We start from the raw sequence: 16,830 nt of genomic DNA on the forward strand, positions 1-16,830 counted from the left end.
CACTTCCGCGTGGAGGCTCTGGCCGTGGGCGTCCATGGTCACGATGGCAACGAAGTTCTTCACCTCAAGGTGCCACATCGCTTCCGGGGTGCCGAATTCGAGCAGATGCACCCCCCTCACCTTCTCGACGCAACGGGCGTAATACTGCGCCGCGCCACCGATGGCATTCAAATAAACCGCGCCGTGCTCTTTCAGGGCAGCGAGCGTCTTCGCCCCCATGCCGCCTTTACCGATCACGGCACGGATGCCGAATTTCTTGATGATCTCGCCCTGGTAGGGCTCTTCGCGCATGCTGGTGGTCGGTCCCGCCGCCTTGATCGTCCAACGGTCACCCTCTTTGAGCGCCACCGGCCCGCAGTGATAGAGAATTTGCCCCTGCAAGTCCACCGGCGCGGGATTTTTCATCAAGTGCGAGTGGACGGCATCGCGCCCGGTGAACATATCGCCGCTGATGAGCACAACGTCGCCCACCTTCAAGCTGCGAATCTCGGCCTCGCTGAGGGGCGCTTCCAGGGCCACTTCTCTCCCGGTCAGGGGAAAACCTTCGCCGGCCGCCATTTTCTCCACCGGCCGGTGCGGGTCGCGGTAGAGCCAGCGCACGATGGCACCGCTTTCGGCGTCGAGCACAACGCCCAGGCGACGGAAAGCCCAACAATCATACGCCACCGAAACAAAGAAGCTTGCTGGCAGGCGGTTGACGGCGGCGATCTTGCAGCCGATGAGAGAAGCCTTGCCGCCAAACCCCATCGTCCCGACGCCGAGCTGGTTTGCTCCGCTCTCAGAAGCCATGATTTCCGCTTCGAGTTTGGCTAGAACCGGATTCGGGTTCGTGTCATCGAGCGGACGGAAGAGCTGCAACTTGGCGTGGTGGTAGCCCGCCGTGCGGTCACCGCCGATGCAGACGCCCACCGCGCCGGGGCTGCAGCCCTGCCCCTGCGCTTGCCAGACCGCGTGCAGGATGCACTTGCGCACCCCTTCCAGGTCGCGGTCGGCGCGGCCAAGATGCTCGAGCGTGCAGGGGAGCGAATACTGCGCGTTCATGTTCTCGCAGCCACCGCCCTTGAGCAGCAGCCTCACCTCAATCTCATTCTTCTCCCATTGCTCGAAGTGGATGACCGGCATCCCCGGTCCCAGGTTGTTGCCGGTATTTTTGCCGGTAAGCGAATCCACCGAGTTCGGCCGCAGGACGCCGCGGCGGGTGGCTTCCGCCAGCGCGGCTTCGATGGCCCGGCGCATCTCGATCTGGTTGGCCCCCGCGGGCGTCCTGATTTCAAAAGTCGGCCAGCCGGTATCCTGGCAAATGGCGCCCTCGCCCTCCTCGGCCATGTCAATGTTCGACGCAATGATGGCCAGCGCCTGGGCCGATTGCGTATTCGGCGTTTCCTGGCCGATGGCATCCTTCATGGCAGCGCGGACGTCCGGCGGAAGGTTGGTCGAGGTTTGGGTGATCAGGGCAAGCATGCTGTCTTGAAAAAATTCCATCAGAGAACTCCTTGAGCTAGACGAGGCCACCTCGCAGGGGGATCGGGCTGCAGCCCGATACCGCAACTCGGCACAAAAATTATCCTACGCCAAATCGGGCGCGGCAGGTAGCGCCCCCCTCAGTAGGACAGGCATTCTTGCCTGTCATCGAGTTGGATTGAAAAGCCGACAGGCGTGGACGCCTGTCCCACAGGCAAGCCTGGGACGCCTACTAGTCCGGCAACGGCACGACGGAAAGACTGCCGTCGGTGTCATTGACCGTGATGGCTAGCGCGCGGTTTGGATCCAGCGCCAGGGCCACTGGCCGCTGGCCTACCGCCAGAGCGGTCAGAAAACCTGAGCCATCGAGTCGCAGCAACGCGAGCTGGTGGGCGGCCGAGCCGGGAAGGTTCCCGCCGGTTACAGCGATGACCGCGGTGTTGGTGCGGAAGTGAATCGCCACCGTCCCCGGGGTGAACGACAGCGGAACGGTTGTCGTCGCGCCAGCCGATGAAATGATGGTTGCCGTCCGCGCGGTGGCGCTCGTGACCACGACCACCCCGGTCGTTCGGTTCACGGCCACTCCGACCGGACCGGCGCCAACCGCGATCGGCGCCCCAAGAGCGCCGCTGCTCAACCCGACCGCGACCACCGCGTTCGTGTTCCCCAGCGCCACCCAGGCCGTATTGCGCACTGAATCCACCGCCAACCCGTTCGGGACAGGCTGTCCCGGCAACCCGAGCGTGTTTACGATGCCCGTGTTCAGATCCACTATCGAGAGAGAAGAGTTGGCGGCATGAGCCGCAACGGCGGCATTGGTCTGCTGGTTGACAGCCAAGCCAGTGATCGGCTGGCTGAGCGTCACCGTCCGGACGAGCGGTGTGGCGGCGGAAGGATCGAGAACGAACAGCCGGTTGCCGGCAGCTTCAGCGGCGACCAGGGTTCCGGCCACTGGATTGGCGGCAAGCAATCCGGGAGCCGCCGGCACCCCGCCCACCGGGGTCAAAGCGTTGGAGAGCGAGGTCAGGTCAATCCGCTTCACATCGCTATCCGTCGTGTTGGTCAGATAGGCGACCCCGGCGGCCGGATCAATTGTCGCCGCGCGCGGACCCGTGATGGCGCTGTAGGCAGGCACGGCAATGCGCAGGCGGAGGACGCCGGAGACTTCCGGGGTTGCATTCTGGGTTTGTACCGGCGCGCTCAGCACCGATGGAAAATCGGTGACCGCCACCGGCGGCGTAACATCCAGAATCGTCGGCACGGGCCCGCCGCCGATCGTGCGTCGGGTGGCGGCAAAGGATCGGCCGGAGATCAGGACGGAAGTATTGCCGTCGAAGCCCGCGCCATTCACCACCGGGCTCGAAGCCGTCGCGGGCGATACCGAAACAGGGTCCATGGTATGAGTCGAGATGCTTCGCATCGGGCCGGCATCGGCAATCTCGATCGCGCTCGCCGCGCCATGAGTCACCACGATGCGATTGGTCGTCACGGCAAAGGCTAAACCAACAATCGGGCCTGACGTCGGGACGTTGGCAAGGATGGGCGAGCCGGCGGTGATGCGCGGATCGACAACCAGCAGGTTATTTCCAGAAGCGACCGCCAGGAGGCCTGTCTGCGGATTGAAGGCGGCCGCGCCGGTGGGGAGGCCGAGAGCGATCGTCCGCACCTCGGCGGTGAGCAGATCCACCACCGCCATCGAATTGCCGCCGGCGTTGGTGATCGCCACGGCATGAGCCGAAGGATCCACGGCCAGTTCCTGCGCCTGGAAACCCGCGCCCAGGGAGAAACTACTGAGCAAACTTCCACTGGCAACGTCCATGGCGAACAGGGTTGCCCGGCCACGCTCGAAGGCCAAAGCCCATTTGAGTTCGGGATCGATGGCCACGGTGTCCACCGCATCGGCGACCGCCGTGCGGCTGAGCACAAGGGAATTGGCCAAATCCACCGTCACCAGAACGCGGTTCGTGGGATCGGCAGCCACCGCTCGATTCAGAGTTGCATCCGCCGCCACTCCCACCGGATTGGTGCGCGGCGGGCCCAGGTCGATCGGCGGGGCCGCCGTCTGACTCACCATGTCCAGCACGCTGAGGGTGCCATCGGCCCGATTCGCCACCACCGCCGCGTTGCTAATTGAGTTCACCGCAACACCGCGCGGGTCAGCCCCAACAGCAAAAGTTGCCGCAACCGCATTCGAAGCCAGATCGACCAGCGCTACCTGATTCTCGGGAGCCGGCCGGCTGACCACCGCCCGTGCCAGATTGGGGTTCACTGCCACCGCATACCCGCTGGGAGCAGCGCCCGTGACCGAGACCCGGGTTGGCGCCGAACCCGAGGGTCGCACCAGAAGGTTCGTCCCGGCCACCCCTCCCCCGCTACCCGGGTTTGTTACCACCACCGAATAGAGTCCGGCCACAGGCACATCGCCGGCCGCAACGCTGATTTCGAGGTGCTGGTCATCTACCAGGGTGGGCGGCTTACTCACCCCGTTGAAGCTGACAAGGCTGCCGGCATGGAAATAGCCGCCAACGATCGAAAGTGTGGTGGCCGTGCCCGCGGTGATGCTTTCCGGGTTAAGCCGGGTGACTACCGGTTTGCCTTCGGCCACGACCAGGGTTTGCGGCGAAGAGTCGCCTCCGCCGGGTGCCACGTTCGACACCACAACGGAAATCGAACCCGGGGCCACGATGTGGTTGGCCGTGACACTTGCGATCATTCGCACGGGGCTCACAAATTGCGAGGCAATGGCCACCCCGTTCAGTTTGACGGAGGCGTTCGAAAGAAAATTTGTGCCGGTGAGAGCCAGCGCAAAACCTTCCGAGCCGGCGACAATGGCTGCTGGCGAGATCGCCGTCAAGGTCGGCGCGGGATTGACAATGGTGATGGTTGCCACGGCAAATTTGGTGAAATCCGCCTCGGCGCTGGCGGCAACGCTCGCCCGGCTGCCCACGGGAACGCTGGCCACATCAGGAGCGGTATAGGTGGCAGTATTGCCTGAGGAGGTGATGCTTCCGGGACCCGCCAGAGTGAAAGCGACACTGGTGTTGGAGGAACCGGTCACTGTGGCGGTGAACGCTTGCGTCTGTCCGCGACCCACATTGGCGGTCGTCGGATTAATTGTTACGTTGATTTCGACCGGGGGCTCATCCTTTTCTTTTCCTGATTCCCCGCAGCCCGCCAGGGCTACCAACAAGCCAAATAGAACAAGAACCAAGCGTCGCGCTGGGTGCATCCAGGGTTCCTCCCGGGAGATCTCAGGGTCAGGACCCGTCCCGTGCCGGCGGGACAGAAACTTTGGCCGGCCGCCCTCTGGCGAACCGGACTGCCTATTATAGTTGCCTTGGCGCGGGAGTGTAGCGGAAACCATGGAGACAAGTGAGACCCGCCGGCGAAGGGCGCTGTCTGACTCAGGCGTGCGCATGCCCGGCGGCTGTGGTAGCATCACCCGATAGGGACAAAGAGCGGAGCGCGGAGCGAGGGCGTTTTTTCCAAGATCATGGCGCACCAGACCAACAAAAAGACCAAAGGAGCTCCCCCGACCACCCTTGCCGCGGAAGAGCTGATCCGCGTTTCCCGCTTTTACCGCGAGATGGCCGCTGAGACCTTTCCCTCCCGAGTCGCCGGGAGTGATGCCTCCGCCGATCTCGAGCACCTGGAAAAAGTCTTAATGGAGCAATCTTCCCCGGCTGCTGCTGAAGAGGCGTTCAAACAGATGCGGCGTTGTCTGACCCTGCTCGATTCGTCCATCACTCCGTTTCTTCTCCGCGTCCACATCGAACGCCGAGTCCCCATTGCCGTGGAAACGGTCCGCGCCCTGCTCCGCTATTTTCTGACCAAGCCACCCTTCGAGGACGCCGATCGTGACAAGCTCGATTACCTTGCCACGCTCCTCTTCTCGACGGAGACCGATCGGCCTTTGCAACCGAGCGCGGGCCCCGATCACATCGGGGCGGGCGCGCCCGGGGATGAGGCCTGGCTCAGCCTCTTTGCCGGGTTGCGATGGCATGCGCTGGCAGCCGAACAAGAAGATCGGCTCACTCAATTGGCCGCCCTCATCCCCCGTATCGAACAATACACCGACTTCGAAGAACTGGTGAACTCGAAGGTCGTCCATCAGGCGAGAAGCATCAAAAAGTCCCTTTCTTCCTACTTGGCTCATCCCGAGGTTGTGAAGCAGATGGTGCAGTTCAACCTGGTGTTCCGAAAGCGCTTCGAAGAACTCTTTCGCGCAGAGACCGACCGCATGCGCCTGGTCACACGGCAGAATATCCAGGATGCAGTGCGTCTGAAGGTCTTCTTCGCCGGGCAAGCGGGCGTGGAGACGCCGGAGAGTCCCGCCACTCCGGGGCAGCCCGCCCCTGCCACTGCCGCCGTTAGCCCCGCTCAGGAGGGACCGGTGGGGAAGCTGAAGGAGCGCCCGGAACTGGAAAAATACCAGCGAAAATTTACCCGCCCACTGGAGGAAATGCAGCTCAAGAGTTTGACCACCCGCATCCGGGAGTATTTCGCTGAAGTGCGGATGCCGGTTGAGGCGGCCATGCTCGTTCCTCTGGCGCATGCATCCTTCGCCGTTTCGCCCTGGGAGGTGGAGGCCTTTATGCCGCAGTTGGAGGCAACCCAAGCCACCCGTGCGCTTTATGAGGCTATCCAGCAGGCGGTTGTCATCCGCGGTCGCCTGGAGGAGGAATTGACCCTTTACCGGGAAAAGCGCGAGACCCGCTACCTCTGGAAGCCACACTTCGATTCGCTCGGCTATGCGGTCGCCAGCGCAGCCAGCTTGCTTGTGCAGTTGCAGAAAACTCTGGCCAACTCCGCCTCCAACGGGCAAGTCCCACAGCGATCGAAGCTCGCTCGCTCTGCTTCGGATCTCATTCAGACCCTCGAAGAGGTGGACCGGTCGCTCTAGCAATCTTCTTCGGGAACGATGGGTGCGAGGGAGCACCCCGCGGCGGGATAGGCACGCCGATAATGATACTATAACGTTATTGGTTTGAGAGCTTTGGCGGGAGGTATAGAACTAGCAACTTTTATCACTCGGGCCTTGACAGGTGCTTTTAACACGTTGAAGATTAAGGTTGCCTAGCCTCCACCTGCCAGCCAAAGCTCCGCTGCTACAACTGAGGGAACAAGTAATGGAACCTACAAGTAGCTCGGCCCGCACGCTCATCTATGGCGTACCCGATTACCTCGCTCGAGACAGCGAAACGCTCGTCCCGGCCGGCTCGCCCCAGTTCACCCTGGCTCGTCGCTTCGCCCGGGTCAGTTTTCTCGACTACGACCGCATCATTATTCTGGAAGCCGATGTTGTCGGCGAATCGCCCAAACTTCCTTTGCAGCAGAAGGAAGATTTCCTGATTCGCAAAGAGGAAGCGGTCGCCTGCCTGCAACAGGGACGCTTTCTCCTCGCAGCCTACAATCATCTTGGGCCCCAGCTCTTCCCGGGCGCGGGTGCAGTCGGCATCGACAACCTTGCTTATTTTCTTCTGACCTATGCGCGCGTGATGTCTCAGGCAACATTGACCAGCACGTCGTCGGTCAGCGTGAAAGAAGAGTTTGCCGGCTTTGCGCAGGAATACGCCAAGGGGTTCGCCACTTTTGCCGTGAACGAATCCGACGCCAACCTGGACGTTCTCTCGCGCAGCGCTGAGAGCAAGGAGGTCACCGGGTTCGTCAAATCCTTTGCCAACCGGGCGATGCTGGGACTGCTTCCCGCCTTCCTTCCCCCCAACCGACTCACGAGTACTCAGCCCCTGGAGCTGCTTGCTCACTCGCTCGATGAGTATTGCTCTTCCCGGATAGCCGGTCGAGGCGCAGTGGGGGAAGCTTCCCGCGAACTGTTCACCTTCCACAGCGAGAACGTCCTCGAAACCCGCCTCCAGAAGTTGCGCCAGGAATTGGAAGCGGCACAGCAACAGCGGCGTTGGCTAGAAGAGGCGCGCGCCCTGCCGTACCAGCGCGGGGAAGAGTTGCTGGCGGGAGTGGGACGAATCTTTGAGAACCTGGGCTATTGCGTGGGCCGGCGCGAGGGCGGACGCTCGTTCATTTTGGAGGACGGGCAAACCAGCCAGGCGCTCATGCTGCTTCGCGTCGAAGCGCCGGAACAGAACATCAACCGCCATGATTTGCAGCGGCTTGACCTGGAGCGCGCCGACCGCATCGGCAACGACGATTTTCCAGCCTTGCTCATCGCCAACATTTTTGCTAGCGCGCCGAACCTGGTGGACAAGGACGCCCCCATCCCGCCCGCCCTGGTCCAGCGCATGCTCCAGGACAAACTGGTCGTGATGCGCCTGCTCGACCTGCTGCGCGTCTATGACATTTACATGCAGGGTCGCATCAAGCTGGAGAACTTGATGGGCGCCGTGCTCAAGCGTGCCGGTTGGATTGAAGCCAAGGATTCCAGCACCATCCTCTTTCATTCTGAATCAGGCGGCCCCTCGCGAGAAGCGCTCTCCGCCGACAAGGTTCGTTCCATCACCGATCGCCAGCAGTCCGGCCAGCGCTAGCACACAAAAGCAGTCGCTAGAGGCTGGAAGCAGGAAGCTAGAAAATTTTCTGGCTTCCAGCCTCGAGCATCAAGCCTCTAGCGAAGGCACGGAAGGCATCCCGAACCGGGTGCAGCGAATCTATTGGTTTGTCGGCCCTGCCGGAGTTATGAAACAATGAAGCCAATGGGGCGACTTCTCACCCGGCTCTCGCTCGCCGTGACCGTTTCGCTCTCGGGCCTGGCACAGCCCAGCCCGGGCCAGGAAGTTCGATTCCGCGCGCGAGCCGACGTGGTGGAGGTTCCCGTTGCCACCTTCGATTCGCGTGGCCAGTTCGTGTTCGACCTGGACGCAAAAGACTTTGAAGTCACCGACAACGGTGTCCCGCAGAAGATCTTCGATCTTGATTTGAGCCCGCTGCCTGTCTCCCTGGTCGTGCTGGTGGAGACGAGTAGCCGGGTGACCCCGCTGCTCGACCGCGTGCGCGGCTCCGGAATCCTTTTTACCGAACTGGTCATGGGGCAGACGGGCGAAGGCGCCGTCATCACGTTTGATAGCCGCGTGCAACTGCTCCAAGACTTCACTTCAGACGGCGACAAGATTATATCGGCTATCAAGAAGATGCAGCCGGGCGACGACAGCGCCCGCCTGGCGGACGCCATGGGCCGGGCCGTCGAAATCCTGCGCGGTCGGGAGAATCGCCGGCGGGTGGTCATTGCCATGACCGAACCGGAGGACCGCGGCAGCCTGATCAAAATCGGCGAGCCGCTGCGCGACGCCCAATTGGCCAATGTCAGCATCTACACCATCGGCTTCAACACCACCCAGGTGATGCTGATGCAAAAGGAGGCGCCGGCGGCGACCTCGCCTTTTCCTCCAGGGGTGATGGCCCGTCCGCTGCCGCCGGGAGCGGTGCCCACCACCACGGCCGAGCAGAACTACTACGGCGGCATCAATCTCATCCCGGCGGTCATGACGCTCGTCCAGACCCTCTCCCATTCGTTGGGTGAGAACCCGCTCAAGGTGATCGCTGCCGGCACCGGGGCCAGCTATCGCAGCCAGTTAACCAAGAGCGGCCTCGAAGAAGCCATCGGCGAAATCGGCAACGAGATTCACAGCCAGTACGTCCTCACCTATCGGCCGACCAACGCGCACGAGCCCGGCTTTCACCGCATCGAGGTGCGGGTCAAGCGCAGCGGAATCACCGTCCGCGCCCGGCCAGGCTACTTCCTCGGCCCGGATTCCTGAATCGAACCCCTTCGCCGTTCACCCCTCACCGGCTGCGATACTGCTCGTAGAGCCGGCTTTGACGGGACTCCATCGGAATCTCGCGGCCCTTGATGAAGACATATTTCACGTCGGTGCGCGGCTCGAGGGGATCGCCGGTGGCCACCACCACGTTGGCGAGCTTGCCGGGTTCGAGGCTGCCGAGCTTGTCGGCCACGCCCCAAATCTCCGCCGGGTAGATGGTGATGGCCTTGATCGCCTCGTCGTAAGGCAACCCGTAGGCCACCGCATATCCCGCCTGGTAGGGCAGGTTGCGCACGTTATGAGCGTCAGCGGATTGAAAAGCGATTTTCACTCCGCGGCGAGACAATTCCGCCGGCAGGCGAAACACGCCGTCGTACCGCTGCTCCTCTTTGGGCATGTCGTAGATCGGCCCCACCAGCACCGGTACGTTCCAGGCGGCCACTTCGTCAAGGATGTCCTGGGCGTGGGTGATGTGGCTCAGGATGACGCGTAACTTGAATTCCTGCGCCAGGGTCATGATGGTCTTGATTTCGCTCGGCTCCGTTGCGCCCAAGATCACCGGCCGCTTGCCTTCCAGCACCGGGAGAAGCGCTTCCAGTTTCAGGTCATGTCGGAAGGGGCGCGGGCCGCGGCCTTCCCTCTCTCTTTCCTCCGCCCCTCCTGCCTCAAGGCCGGCTTCGGCGCGCGCTTTTCTTTGCCCGTAATCCTGCGCGTCCAAAAAGGCCTGGCGCATTTGCGAGATCATGCCCATGCGGGTCTCCGGAAACTTGTCACGTCGCCTGGCGCGAGGGCTGAAGTTGATGTTGAGGGCGATGTCCGGAACCATAACCATTTCGTCCACTGTCTTGCCGTCGAGAAGGATGAGCGAAGAAAGTCCGGACATCGTGTTGGTTTCCGCCGGCGAAACGATGGCCGTCGTCACGCCGTTCAGGCGCGTTACTGGAATGAGTTCACTCTCGGCGTGCAAGGCATCCACAACGCGCATTTGGGGCGTGATCGGGTCGCTCGGCTCGACTCGATCCACCGTTGCCGGCACCAGATCTACTTCCACCAGTCCAAGGCCGGTATTCGAGTCGATCAGCCCGGGATAGACCGTCATGCCGCGGGCATCAATGACCCTTGCGCCGGGGGGAATGGCAAGATTGGCGCCCACCGCTTCGAGCTTGTCGCCGCGGATCAAGACCGTGCCTTTCTCAATCACTCCCTTGGTGACGGTCAAGATTTTTCCATCCTTGATGGCAACGACCTCGCCGGCAGGATGATCGGCTGCCAGAGCAGCCGCCGCCACCAGCCCGGCAAATGTGGCGCAGAAGATGGTCCTTATCATGGCGCTACTCCTTTGGCCCCGTGGCATAGAACGGCGTGCCGTAGCCGGGCAGGCTGCGGTCGAAATAGACCTCGCCCTCAATCAGGACTTTTTCCACTTTCGCGTAGATGGAAAGCGGATGGGCGTCCCAGATAGCGATGTCAGCGTCCTTGCCGGGCTCGAGTGACCCCACCCGATGATCAATCCCGGCAATCCACGCCGGGTTGATCGTAATCATTGCCAACGCTTCTTCCTCAGGCACGCCGCCGTAGCGGACAAGCTTGGCCGCCTCTTGATTCAGCCGTCGAGCAAAATCTTCGCTGTCTGACTTCACCGCCACCCGCACGCCCTTTTTCCACAGCATCGCGCCCGCCCACGGAATGGCGTCCCAGGCTTCCACCTTGTAGCCCCACCAGTCGGCGAAGATCGCCGTCCCGATATTGGCCTTGGCGAGTTCATCGGCAACCTTGTAGGCCTCAAGCGCATGGTGGAAGGCGCGAATGGGATAGCCATATTCCCGGGCAATGCGCATTTCCGTCAGGAATTCGTCGGCACGGTAGCAATGAATCTGGACCAGAAACTTCCCGCGCAGAATATCGGCCAGGGCTTCCAGTTTCAGGTCCTTTTTCGGGGGCAGTCCCGCCTTGGCTGGGTCGCCCTTCTTGAGTCGAGCGTTGTATTGCTCCCATTCCTGAATGTAGTCCTTGGCCTCTGCCATCGCCTGCCGGAGAACAAAGAAATTGCCCATGCGGGTCGAGGGCATCTGTTGCCGGCCGCCGTACACGCGCTTCGGATTTTCCCCGCTGGCAAACTTGATCGAGGGCAAAGCGTCCTGGAAGATCAATGCGTCGCGCGGCTTGCCGAACTTGTGTTTGATGACCAGCGCCTGGCCGCCAATCATGTTGGCCGAGCCATGGAGCAGGAGTGACGATGTCACACCGCCCGCCAGAATGTGATAGATGGATTTGTCATCGTATTGAAAGGCATCGGCCATCACCATGTGCGGCGTGACAGGCGCAGTTGCTTCGTTGATGTCGCCGTCGAGCGCGATGTGGCTGTGCGCGTCAACAATGCCCGGCATCACGTACTTGCCGGTCGCGTCAATGACCTTCGCGCTCGGCGAGGCGTGAACCGTTTTGCCGATCTCGACGATCTTTCCGTCACGGATGAGGACAGACCCCTTTTGCATGGTGCCCCGGGTGACGGTAAGAATCGTTCCGTTGCGGATGACGACTTCCTCCGCCTTGGCCGCCGCGGCTGCCAGGATCGGGCACATACACGCCAGCATAAAGAGCCGCGAAATTTTTCTCGCTTTTCTCATGGGGAGCGCCCCTCCGGGGCAAAGAAACGCCCGGGTAATCGTAGGACCCGCGCCGATTGTAGTCAGGAGCGAAAACCAGCGCAACACCCTTTGTGAACAGCGGGCGTGGCCGCTTTCAAGTCGTCGGATTCGACTTTAACCGTCGCCTGGCGCTATCGCCGAACTTCGACGCTGCCGGGAATGGCTCCCGCGGAGCCGTTTCCTTCCGGGGCCAGTTTGACTACAATACGCTTGCCCCGACATGTCGGGGCTTGCCCCGGCACGTTGGGGCTTGCGCCGGTGGGGAACGATGCCGCCGTACAGTATTGAACATGCCCGGGCGGGTTTGCGAGCCCCGTTGCCGACGCTGGAAACCTGGCCCAATCAATTTCCGGGATATGAAATTCAGATTGTTGCTCCCGAGTACACCTCGGTTTGTCCCAAGACCGGGTTACCCGACTTCGGCACCATCACGGTGCGCTACGAACCGGGCAAGGCCTGTGTGGAACTCAAATCGTTCAAGGTTTATCTCAACGCCTATCGTCATGTGGGAATCTTTTACGAGAACGCAGTCAATCGCATTCTGAGGGACGTGGTGGTGGCCTGCCGGCCCAAATGGTGCGTCGTGCGCGGCGAATTCAACGTTCGCGGCAGCATGCGCAGCACCATTGAGGCCCGCCATGGCCGGCCGCGACCATAATGATGGACTTTGCCTTTCAATTTGAAGATAATGCCGCTTCCCGGCAAGGGGCCGGCCCCGCCGCGACGGGGGCGACCTTTTGCCCGAGCGTAAAGGAGGTTTATGAGCATCTCACCTACTACCCCATCCAAAGGACCGGAATCCTCTCCCGGTGGCGGGACACCGATGTGGCTGGTCATCCTGGTCGTCGTGATCGCCGTGCTTGTGGCGTACTCCTTTTACGCCCAGAACTCGGCGAGACAGAGCTTGCAGGGCGTCATGAAGCAAGTGAGCCAAAAGATTGACGTCATCGGCAAGCGCATGGACGTCACCGACGATCGTTTTGCCAACCTCAAGGGACAAGTCGAGGTCACCACCGAGCGTCTTGGCTTGACCCAGAAGGAACTCGAGCGGGCCCGCGCCCTGGCGCAGAATATCAAGAAGGAAGTGGCCGCATCCAACGCGGAACTCGCCGGCAAGATCGCTGAAGTGCAGAGGGCAACCGAGACCGGCATTGCCGCCGTCACCGGCGAGGTTGCTGGCGTGAAAACCGACGTGGCCGGCACAAAGCAAGAGGTCAGCGAAATCAAGATTAAGCTCGAGCGCGCCATCGGCGACCTCGGCGTCCAGAGCGGTCTCATCGCCAAAAACCGCGACGAGCTGGACGAGCTGAGGCGGCGCGGTGACCGCAACTACTTCGATTTCGACCTGACCAAGCGCGCCGGTCCCCAGCGGGTGGGCCCGGTCACCATGCGCCTGAAGAAAACCGACAGCAAAAAACTGAAATACACCATGGACGTCGTCGTGGACGACCGGAACATCGAGAAGAAGGACAAGACGCTTCTCGAGCCGGTGCAGTTCCTCGTCAAGGGCACCCGCATCCCTTATGAGGTGGTGGTTCAGGACGTCCAGAAAGATCGCATCATCGGCTATCTTTCAACGCCGAAGGAAATGGCGGCGGCTCCACAGCCGTAGCTCCTCTGTCCGCGTGAGCCGGATCGTCCGTCCTCCGCTTCCGTGCTCGGCCGCCCTTGGGGGTGTGTCTCTTTTGGGCATCCAGGAGCCGGAAGACTGCCATCGGGCCCGACCACCGCGGAAAACATTTTCAGCCGAGATTTCATCGTATAATTTGATGCCTGCTTGGAAACGATGAGAAGAGAGAAACGGTTCGCCGCCGCGCTCGTCCGACGCCATCTTCGACGCCCGACCGGAACCGCGCTTATTCTGGTTGCGGCGTTGCTCGCGCCCGCCGTCTCTCTTCGCCCCCAAGAAACCGCCGGCAAGATCCCGGGCTTGCCCAATTTTCACGCCGTCAACGGCCGTCTTTTTCGTGGAGGGCAACCGTCACCGGAAGGTTTTCAGAACCTCAAGGAAATAGGCATGGAGGTCGTCATAGATTTTCGCAACCGGGGCAAGAGCGCCGACCGCGAACGGCAGACGGTCGAGAGCCTCGGCATGCAGTACGTCTCCATACCGTGGAAGGGCAGCCGGTTTCCGACTGCCCAGGATGTCCAGCGCTTTTTTGCGGCGATGGACCACAACCCGCCCAAGAAAGTTTTTGTCCATTGCCGCCGTGGCGCCGAACGGACCGGCTACATGATTGGGCTCTATCGGGTGACTCGCGAAGGTTGGACCGCCAAACAAGCGGCAGACGAAATGGAAAAATACGGATTCCGCGGACTTTGGTACGGCCACCTGAAGGACAATCTTTTCAAACTGGAAACGCGGCGGCCCTCCCCCGCCGCCGCAAAATCCTCATCGGCGGTCGGCAGGCCCCGCGATGGCCGGCCCGCCTCGGAAGGGTCCCTGGCTGCTTCTCCGCGGAAGCCGGCGGGTCAGACGTAGCCCGCCCGGGCAGGGCTATTCCGCATCACTCAAATTCTTTGAGTTCCTTGGCGAGCCGGAGCAGGCGGGCATCGGCCAGAGCATTCACCGTGTCTTCCTCGAACTTGCCATTTTCGCCGGGCGTCCCGGCGCGGAACCCGGTGAGAATTTCGATGCCCTGATCAACGGTGGTTATGGGATAGATGTGGAATTGATTTTGCGCGACGGCCTGCACGATGTCTTCGCGCAGCATCAGATCCTTGACGTTGTCCTGGGGAATGATCACGCCCTGGCTGCCCGTCAAGCCTTTGCCCTTGCAAACCTCAAAAAAGCCTTCGATCTTCTGATTGACGCCGCCGATCGCCTGCACGTCGCCCTGCTGATTCACCGAGCCGGTGACGGCGATTTCCTGCCGTAGCGGCACGCGGGCCAGGGCCGAAACGATGGCGTAGATCTCCGTGGAGGAGGCGCTGTCGCCGTCCACTCCGGTGTAGGACTGCTCAAAGCAGATGCTGCCGGAAAGGGACAGGGGTTTGTCCTGGGCGAACCGGTTGCGGAGATAGCCGGCAAGAATCTGTATGCCCTTGTCGTGGAGCTTTCCGGAAAGGTTGGCCTCGCGCTCGATATTGATGATGCCCGCCTTGCCCATGGAAACCGAGGCGGTGATGCGCACCGGCCGGCCAAAGGCGTAGCCGCCCACTTCCGCCACGCTCAAGCCGTTCACTTGGCCAACCCGCGAGCCCGCCACATCAATGAGCATGAGGTGCTCGTCAATCATCTCCTGAATTTTTGATTCGATGAGGTTGTGGCGCTCGCGGTGAGCTTCCCGGGCGCGGCGCACGTGTGCCTCAGTGACCATCGCTGACTGTTCGGCTTCGGCAAAGTAATGCGCCTCCCGGGCCACGTCGAGCACGTCGGCAAAGCGAGTGGTGACCTTGCCTTTGCGGCCGGCGCGGCGCACGCCAAATTCCACCAGGGCGCTGATGGCGCTGCGGTCAAATGGCCGCAGCTTCTCCTCGTCGCAAAGCTTGCGCACCGCCCCCGCATAGTAACCCACCACGTTGTCCGTCAGCTTCATCTCCGAATCGAAGTCGGCCTTGATCTTGAAGATTTTCTTGAAGTCCTGCTCATAGGCGTAGAGCAACTCGTAAAGCTCGTGGTCGCCGATCATGATGACTTTGACGTTGACGTCAATCGGCTCCGGCTTCAGCGAGGAGCCGCCAAACGAGTAGAGCCAATCGGTGGCCTGGATTTCCAGTTTGCGATGCATCAGGGTGCGCTTGAGCGCCCGCCAAACGCCCGGCTCGGTCAACGCGTCGAGCGCATAAACGACCAGGTAGCCGCCGTCGGCCCGCAGCAACGACCCGGCGCGGATGTCCATGAAGTCGGATTGGACGGCCGCGCGCCAATCCAGCGGTCGCTGGACCGTGCCGAAGAGGTTGTGGTAGGTGGGGCTGCGCTCAAAGATCACCGGCGCGCCGTCGCCGTCTTCGTGCGCCAGAATGGCATTCACCTGATAGACCCGAAACGGGTCGCGCTCGAACCGCGGCCCCCGAAAAGCCTCTTCCACTGAGGGCGCGCCGCCCTCCGCCTCAGCCGCCTCTTCCTCTCTCGTCTTAAAGGGTTCCAGATTATCCAAGATGTTGTGCCGAACCTCTTCCAGGTATTCGCTGACTCTCGGGTGGGGAAACTTCTCCTTTAACTCTTCAATGACGCCATCCACCAGTACCGAAGCGCTTTCCTGTTCCAGGTACCTCAGGTCCTGGGCCAGTTCCCGGCTGAGGGCCAGCGTCTTGCGATAGACCAGGGTGAACTCCTGGCGGAATTGATCGTACTTCTTGGCAAACTCTTTAGCGCGCTCGGCCGGAACTTTTCCCGCTTCCACCAGCTTGGGCATTTCTTCCATGGGCACCATCTGGCCGTCCACCACCGGGAACAACTCGGGCAGCGAGACGGTGCCGACCTGCATCTTGGCGAGCATGAACGAGTTCTTGCTGATGTAACGGGTGAACTCGTCCATCATTTCTTTTTCGCGGCCGGTGTAGCGCTCCACAATTTTGTTCTTGGTGAGCTGGAATTGCTCGCTTTCAAAAACCTGGGGGATGCGCCGCCGGAGAAAAGCGATGGCGCTGTCCATCTCCTTGCGGAAGCCATTGGCCTGGCCGCGCGGCAGGGTCAGCAGCCGCGGCTGGTCGGAGCTTTTGAAGTTGTTGACGTAGCAGCGGTCAGGCGCCAGCGGGCACTTGAGAGGAAGCTCTTGAAGCATTTTCGTGATGGTCGTCGCCCGGCCGGTGCCAGCCAGCCCGCAAACGAAAATGTTGTAGCCAGGGGCAAAGAGCTCCACTCCTACCCGTAATGCCTTCAGCGCCCGATCCTGGCCCACAATCGTTTCCAGGGGCGCTACGTCGTTGGTGCTTTGAAACGGAATCTTTTCCGGCAGGCAACACCAGTGGAGTTCGGCCGGGGTGAGTTCCTGAGCAGGAGCGGCGGGCTTGGGAGACACGCGAGCCACCTCTATCCGACGTAG

11 protein-coding genes are annotated in these 16,830 nt (G+C 61.6%); 6 read left to right on the forward strand and 5 right to left on the reverse strand.

Annotated elements, in window-relative coordinates:
• A partial coding sequence (locus VIH17_03405) for a fumarate hydratase (protein ID HEY4682279.1) occupies positions 1 to 1,482 on the reverse strand: 1,482 nt, incomplete at its 3' end.
• 211 nt (positions 1,483 to 1,693) lie between these two features.
• Positions 1,694 to 4,690 carry an IPT/TIG domain-containing protein gene (locus VIH17_03410; protein ID HEY4682280.1) on the reverse strand — a complete coding sequence of 999 codons (2,997 nt, stop codon included), beginning with the start codon at positions 4,688 to 4,690 and terminating at the stop codon, positions 1,694 to 1,696.
• Positions 4,691 to 4,954: 264 nt separating this feature from the next.
• Between VIH17_03410 and VIH17_03415 the strand changes: the two genes are divergently transcribed.
• From VIH17_03415 to VIH17_03425, 3 genes are all read left to right on the forward strand, one after another.
• Positions 4,955 to 6,364, forward strand: a complete 1,410-nt coding sequence (locus tag VIH17_03415) for a hypothetical protein (GenBank protein HEY4682281.1) — start codon at positions 4,955 to 4,957, stop codon at positions 6,362 to 6,364.
• 226 nt (positions 6,365 to 6,590) lie between these two features.
• The gene (locus VIH17_03420) at positions 6,591 to 7,964 is read left to right on the forward strand and encodes a hypothetical protein (protein HEY4682282.1); all 1,374 of its coding nucleotides are present in this window, start codon (positions 6,591 to 6,593) and stop codon (positions 7,962 to 7,964) included.
• A 165-nt stretch (positions 7,965 to 8,129) separates the two neighbouring features.
• Positions 8,130 to 9,191 carry a VWA domain-containing protein gene (locus VIH17_03425; protein HEY4682283.1) on the forward strand — a complete coding sequence of 354 codons (1,062 nt, stop codon included), beginning with the start codon at positions 8,130 to 8,132 and terminating at the stop codon, positions 9,189 to 9,191.
• Positions 9,192 to 9,216: 25 nt separating this feature from the next.
• On the opposite strand, the gene VIH17_03430 is transcribed toward VIH17_03425, so the two are convergent.
• On the reverse strand, positions 9,217 to 10,521 hold the full coding sequence (locus VIH17_03430) for an amidohydrolase family protein (protein HEY4682284.1): 1,305 nt from the start codon (positions 10,519 to 10,521) through the stop codon (positions 9,217 to 9,219).
• Positions 10,522 to 10,525: 4 nt separating this feature from the next.
• Positions 10,526 to 11,821 carry an amidohydrolase gene (locus VIH17_03435; protein HEY4682285.1) on the reverse strand — a complete coding sequence of 432 codons (1,296 nt, stop codon included), beginning with the start codon at positions 11,819 to 11,821 and terminating at the stop codon, positions 10,526 to 10,528.
• Positions 11,822 to 12,110: 289 nt separating this feature from the next.
• On the opposite strand from VIH17_03435, the gene queF reads away from it, so the two are divergent.
• The 3 genes from queF (at position 12,111) to VIH17_03450 (ending at position 14,324) form a co-directional block, all read left to right on the forward strand.
• Positions 12,111 to 12,500, forward strand: coding sequence for a preQ(1) synthase (queF, locus tag VIH17_03440; protein HEY4682286.1), 390 nt, complete (start codon positions 12,111 to 12,113; stop codon positions 12,498 to 12,500).
• A 102-nt stretch (positions 12,501 to 12,602) separates the two neighbouring features.
• Positions 12,603 to 13,454 carry a hypothetical protein gene (locus VIH17_03445; GenBank protein HEY4682287.1) on the forward strand — a complete coding sequence of 284 codons (852 nt, stop codon included), beginning with the start codon at positions 12,603 to 12,605 and terminating at the stop codon, positions 13,452 to 13,454.
• A 174-nt stretch (positions 13,455 to 13,628) separates the two neighbouring features.
• The gene (locus VIH17_03450; protein ID HEY4682288.1) at positions 13,629 to 14,324 is read left to right on the forward strand and encodes a protein tyrosine phosphatase family protein; all 696 of its coding nucleotides are present in this window, start codon (positions 13,629 to 13,631) and stop codon (positions 14,322 to 14,324) included.
• Positions 14,325 to 14,349: 25 nt separating this feature from the next.
• On the opposite strand, the gene VIH17_03455 is transcribed toward VIH17_03450, so the two are convergent.
• Positions 14,350 to 16,830: ATP-binding protein (locus VIH17_03455; protein ID HEY4682289.1), on the reverse strand; the 2,481-nt coding region annotated here is incomplete at its 5' end.

It is taken from the genome of Candidatus Acidiferrales bacterium, from assembly GCA_036514995.1.
GTDB lineage: Bacteria > Acidobacteriota > Terriglobia > Acidiferrales > DATBWB01 > DATBWB01.

Coding starts and splice junctions, on each gene's coding strand:
- VIH17_03410 (HEY4682280.1), bottom strand. CDS start 4,690: ATGCACCCAGCGCGACGCTTGGTTCTTGTTCTATTTGGCTTGTTGGTA.
- VIH17_03415 (HEY4682281.1), top strand. CDS start 4,955: ATGGCGCACCAGACCAACAAAAAGACCAAAGGAGCTCCCCCGACCACC.
- VIH17_03420 (HEY4682282.1), top strand. CDS start 6,591: ATGGAACCTACAAGTAGCTCGGCCCGCACGCTCATCTATGGCGTACCC.
- VIH17_03425 (HEY4682283.1), top strand. CDS start 8,130: ATGGGGCGACTTCTCACCCGGCTCTCGCTCGCCGTGACCGTTTCGCTC.
- VIH17_03430 (HEY4682284.1), bottom strand. CDS start 10,521: ATGATAAGGACCATCTTCTGCGCCACATTTGCCGGGCTGGTGGCGGCG.
- VIH17_03435 (HEY4682285.1), bottom strand. CDS start 11,821: ATGAGAAAAGCGAGAAAAATTTCGCGGCTCTTTATGCTGGCGTGTATG.
- queF (HEY4682286.1), top strand. CDS start 12,111: ATGCCGCCGTACAGTATTGAACATGCCCGGGCGGGTTTGCGAGCCCCG.
- VIH17_03445 (HEY4682287.1), top strand. CDS start 12,603: ATGAGCATCTCACCTACTACCCCATCCAAAGGACCGGAATCCTCTCCC.
- VIH17_03450 (HEY4682288.1), top strand. CDS start 13,629: ATGAGAAGAGAGAAACGGTTCGCCGCCGCGCTCGTCCGACGCCATCTT.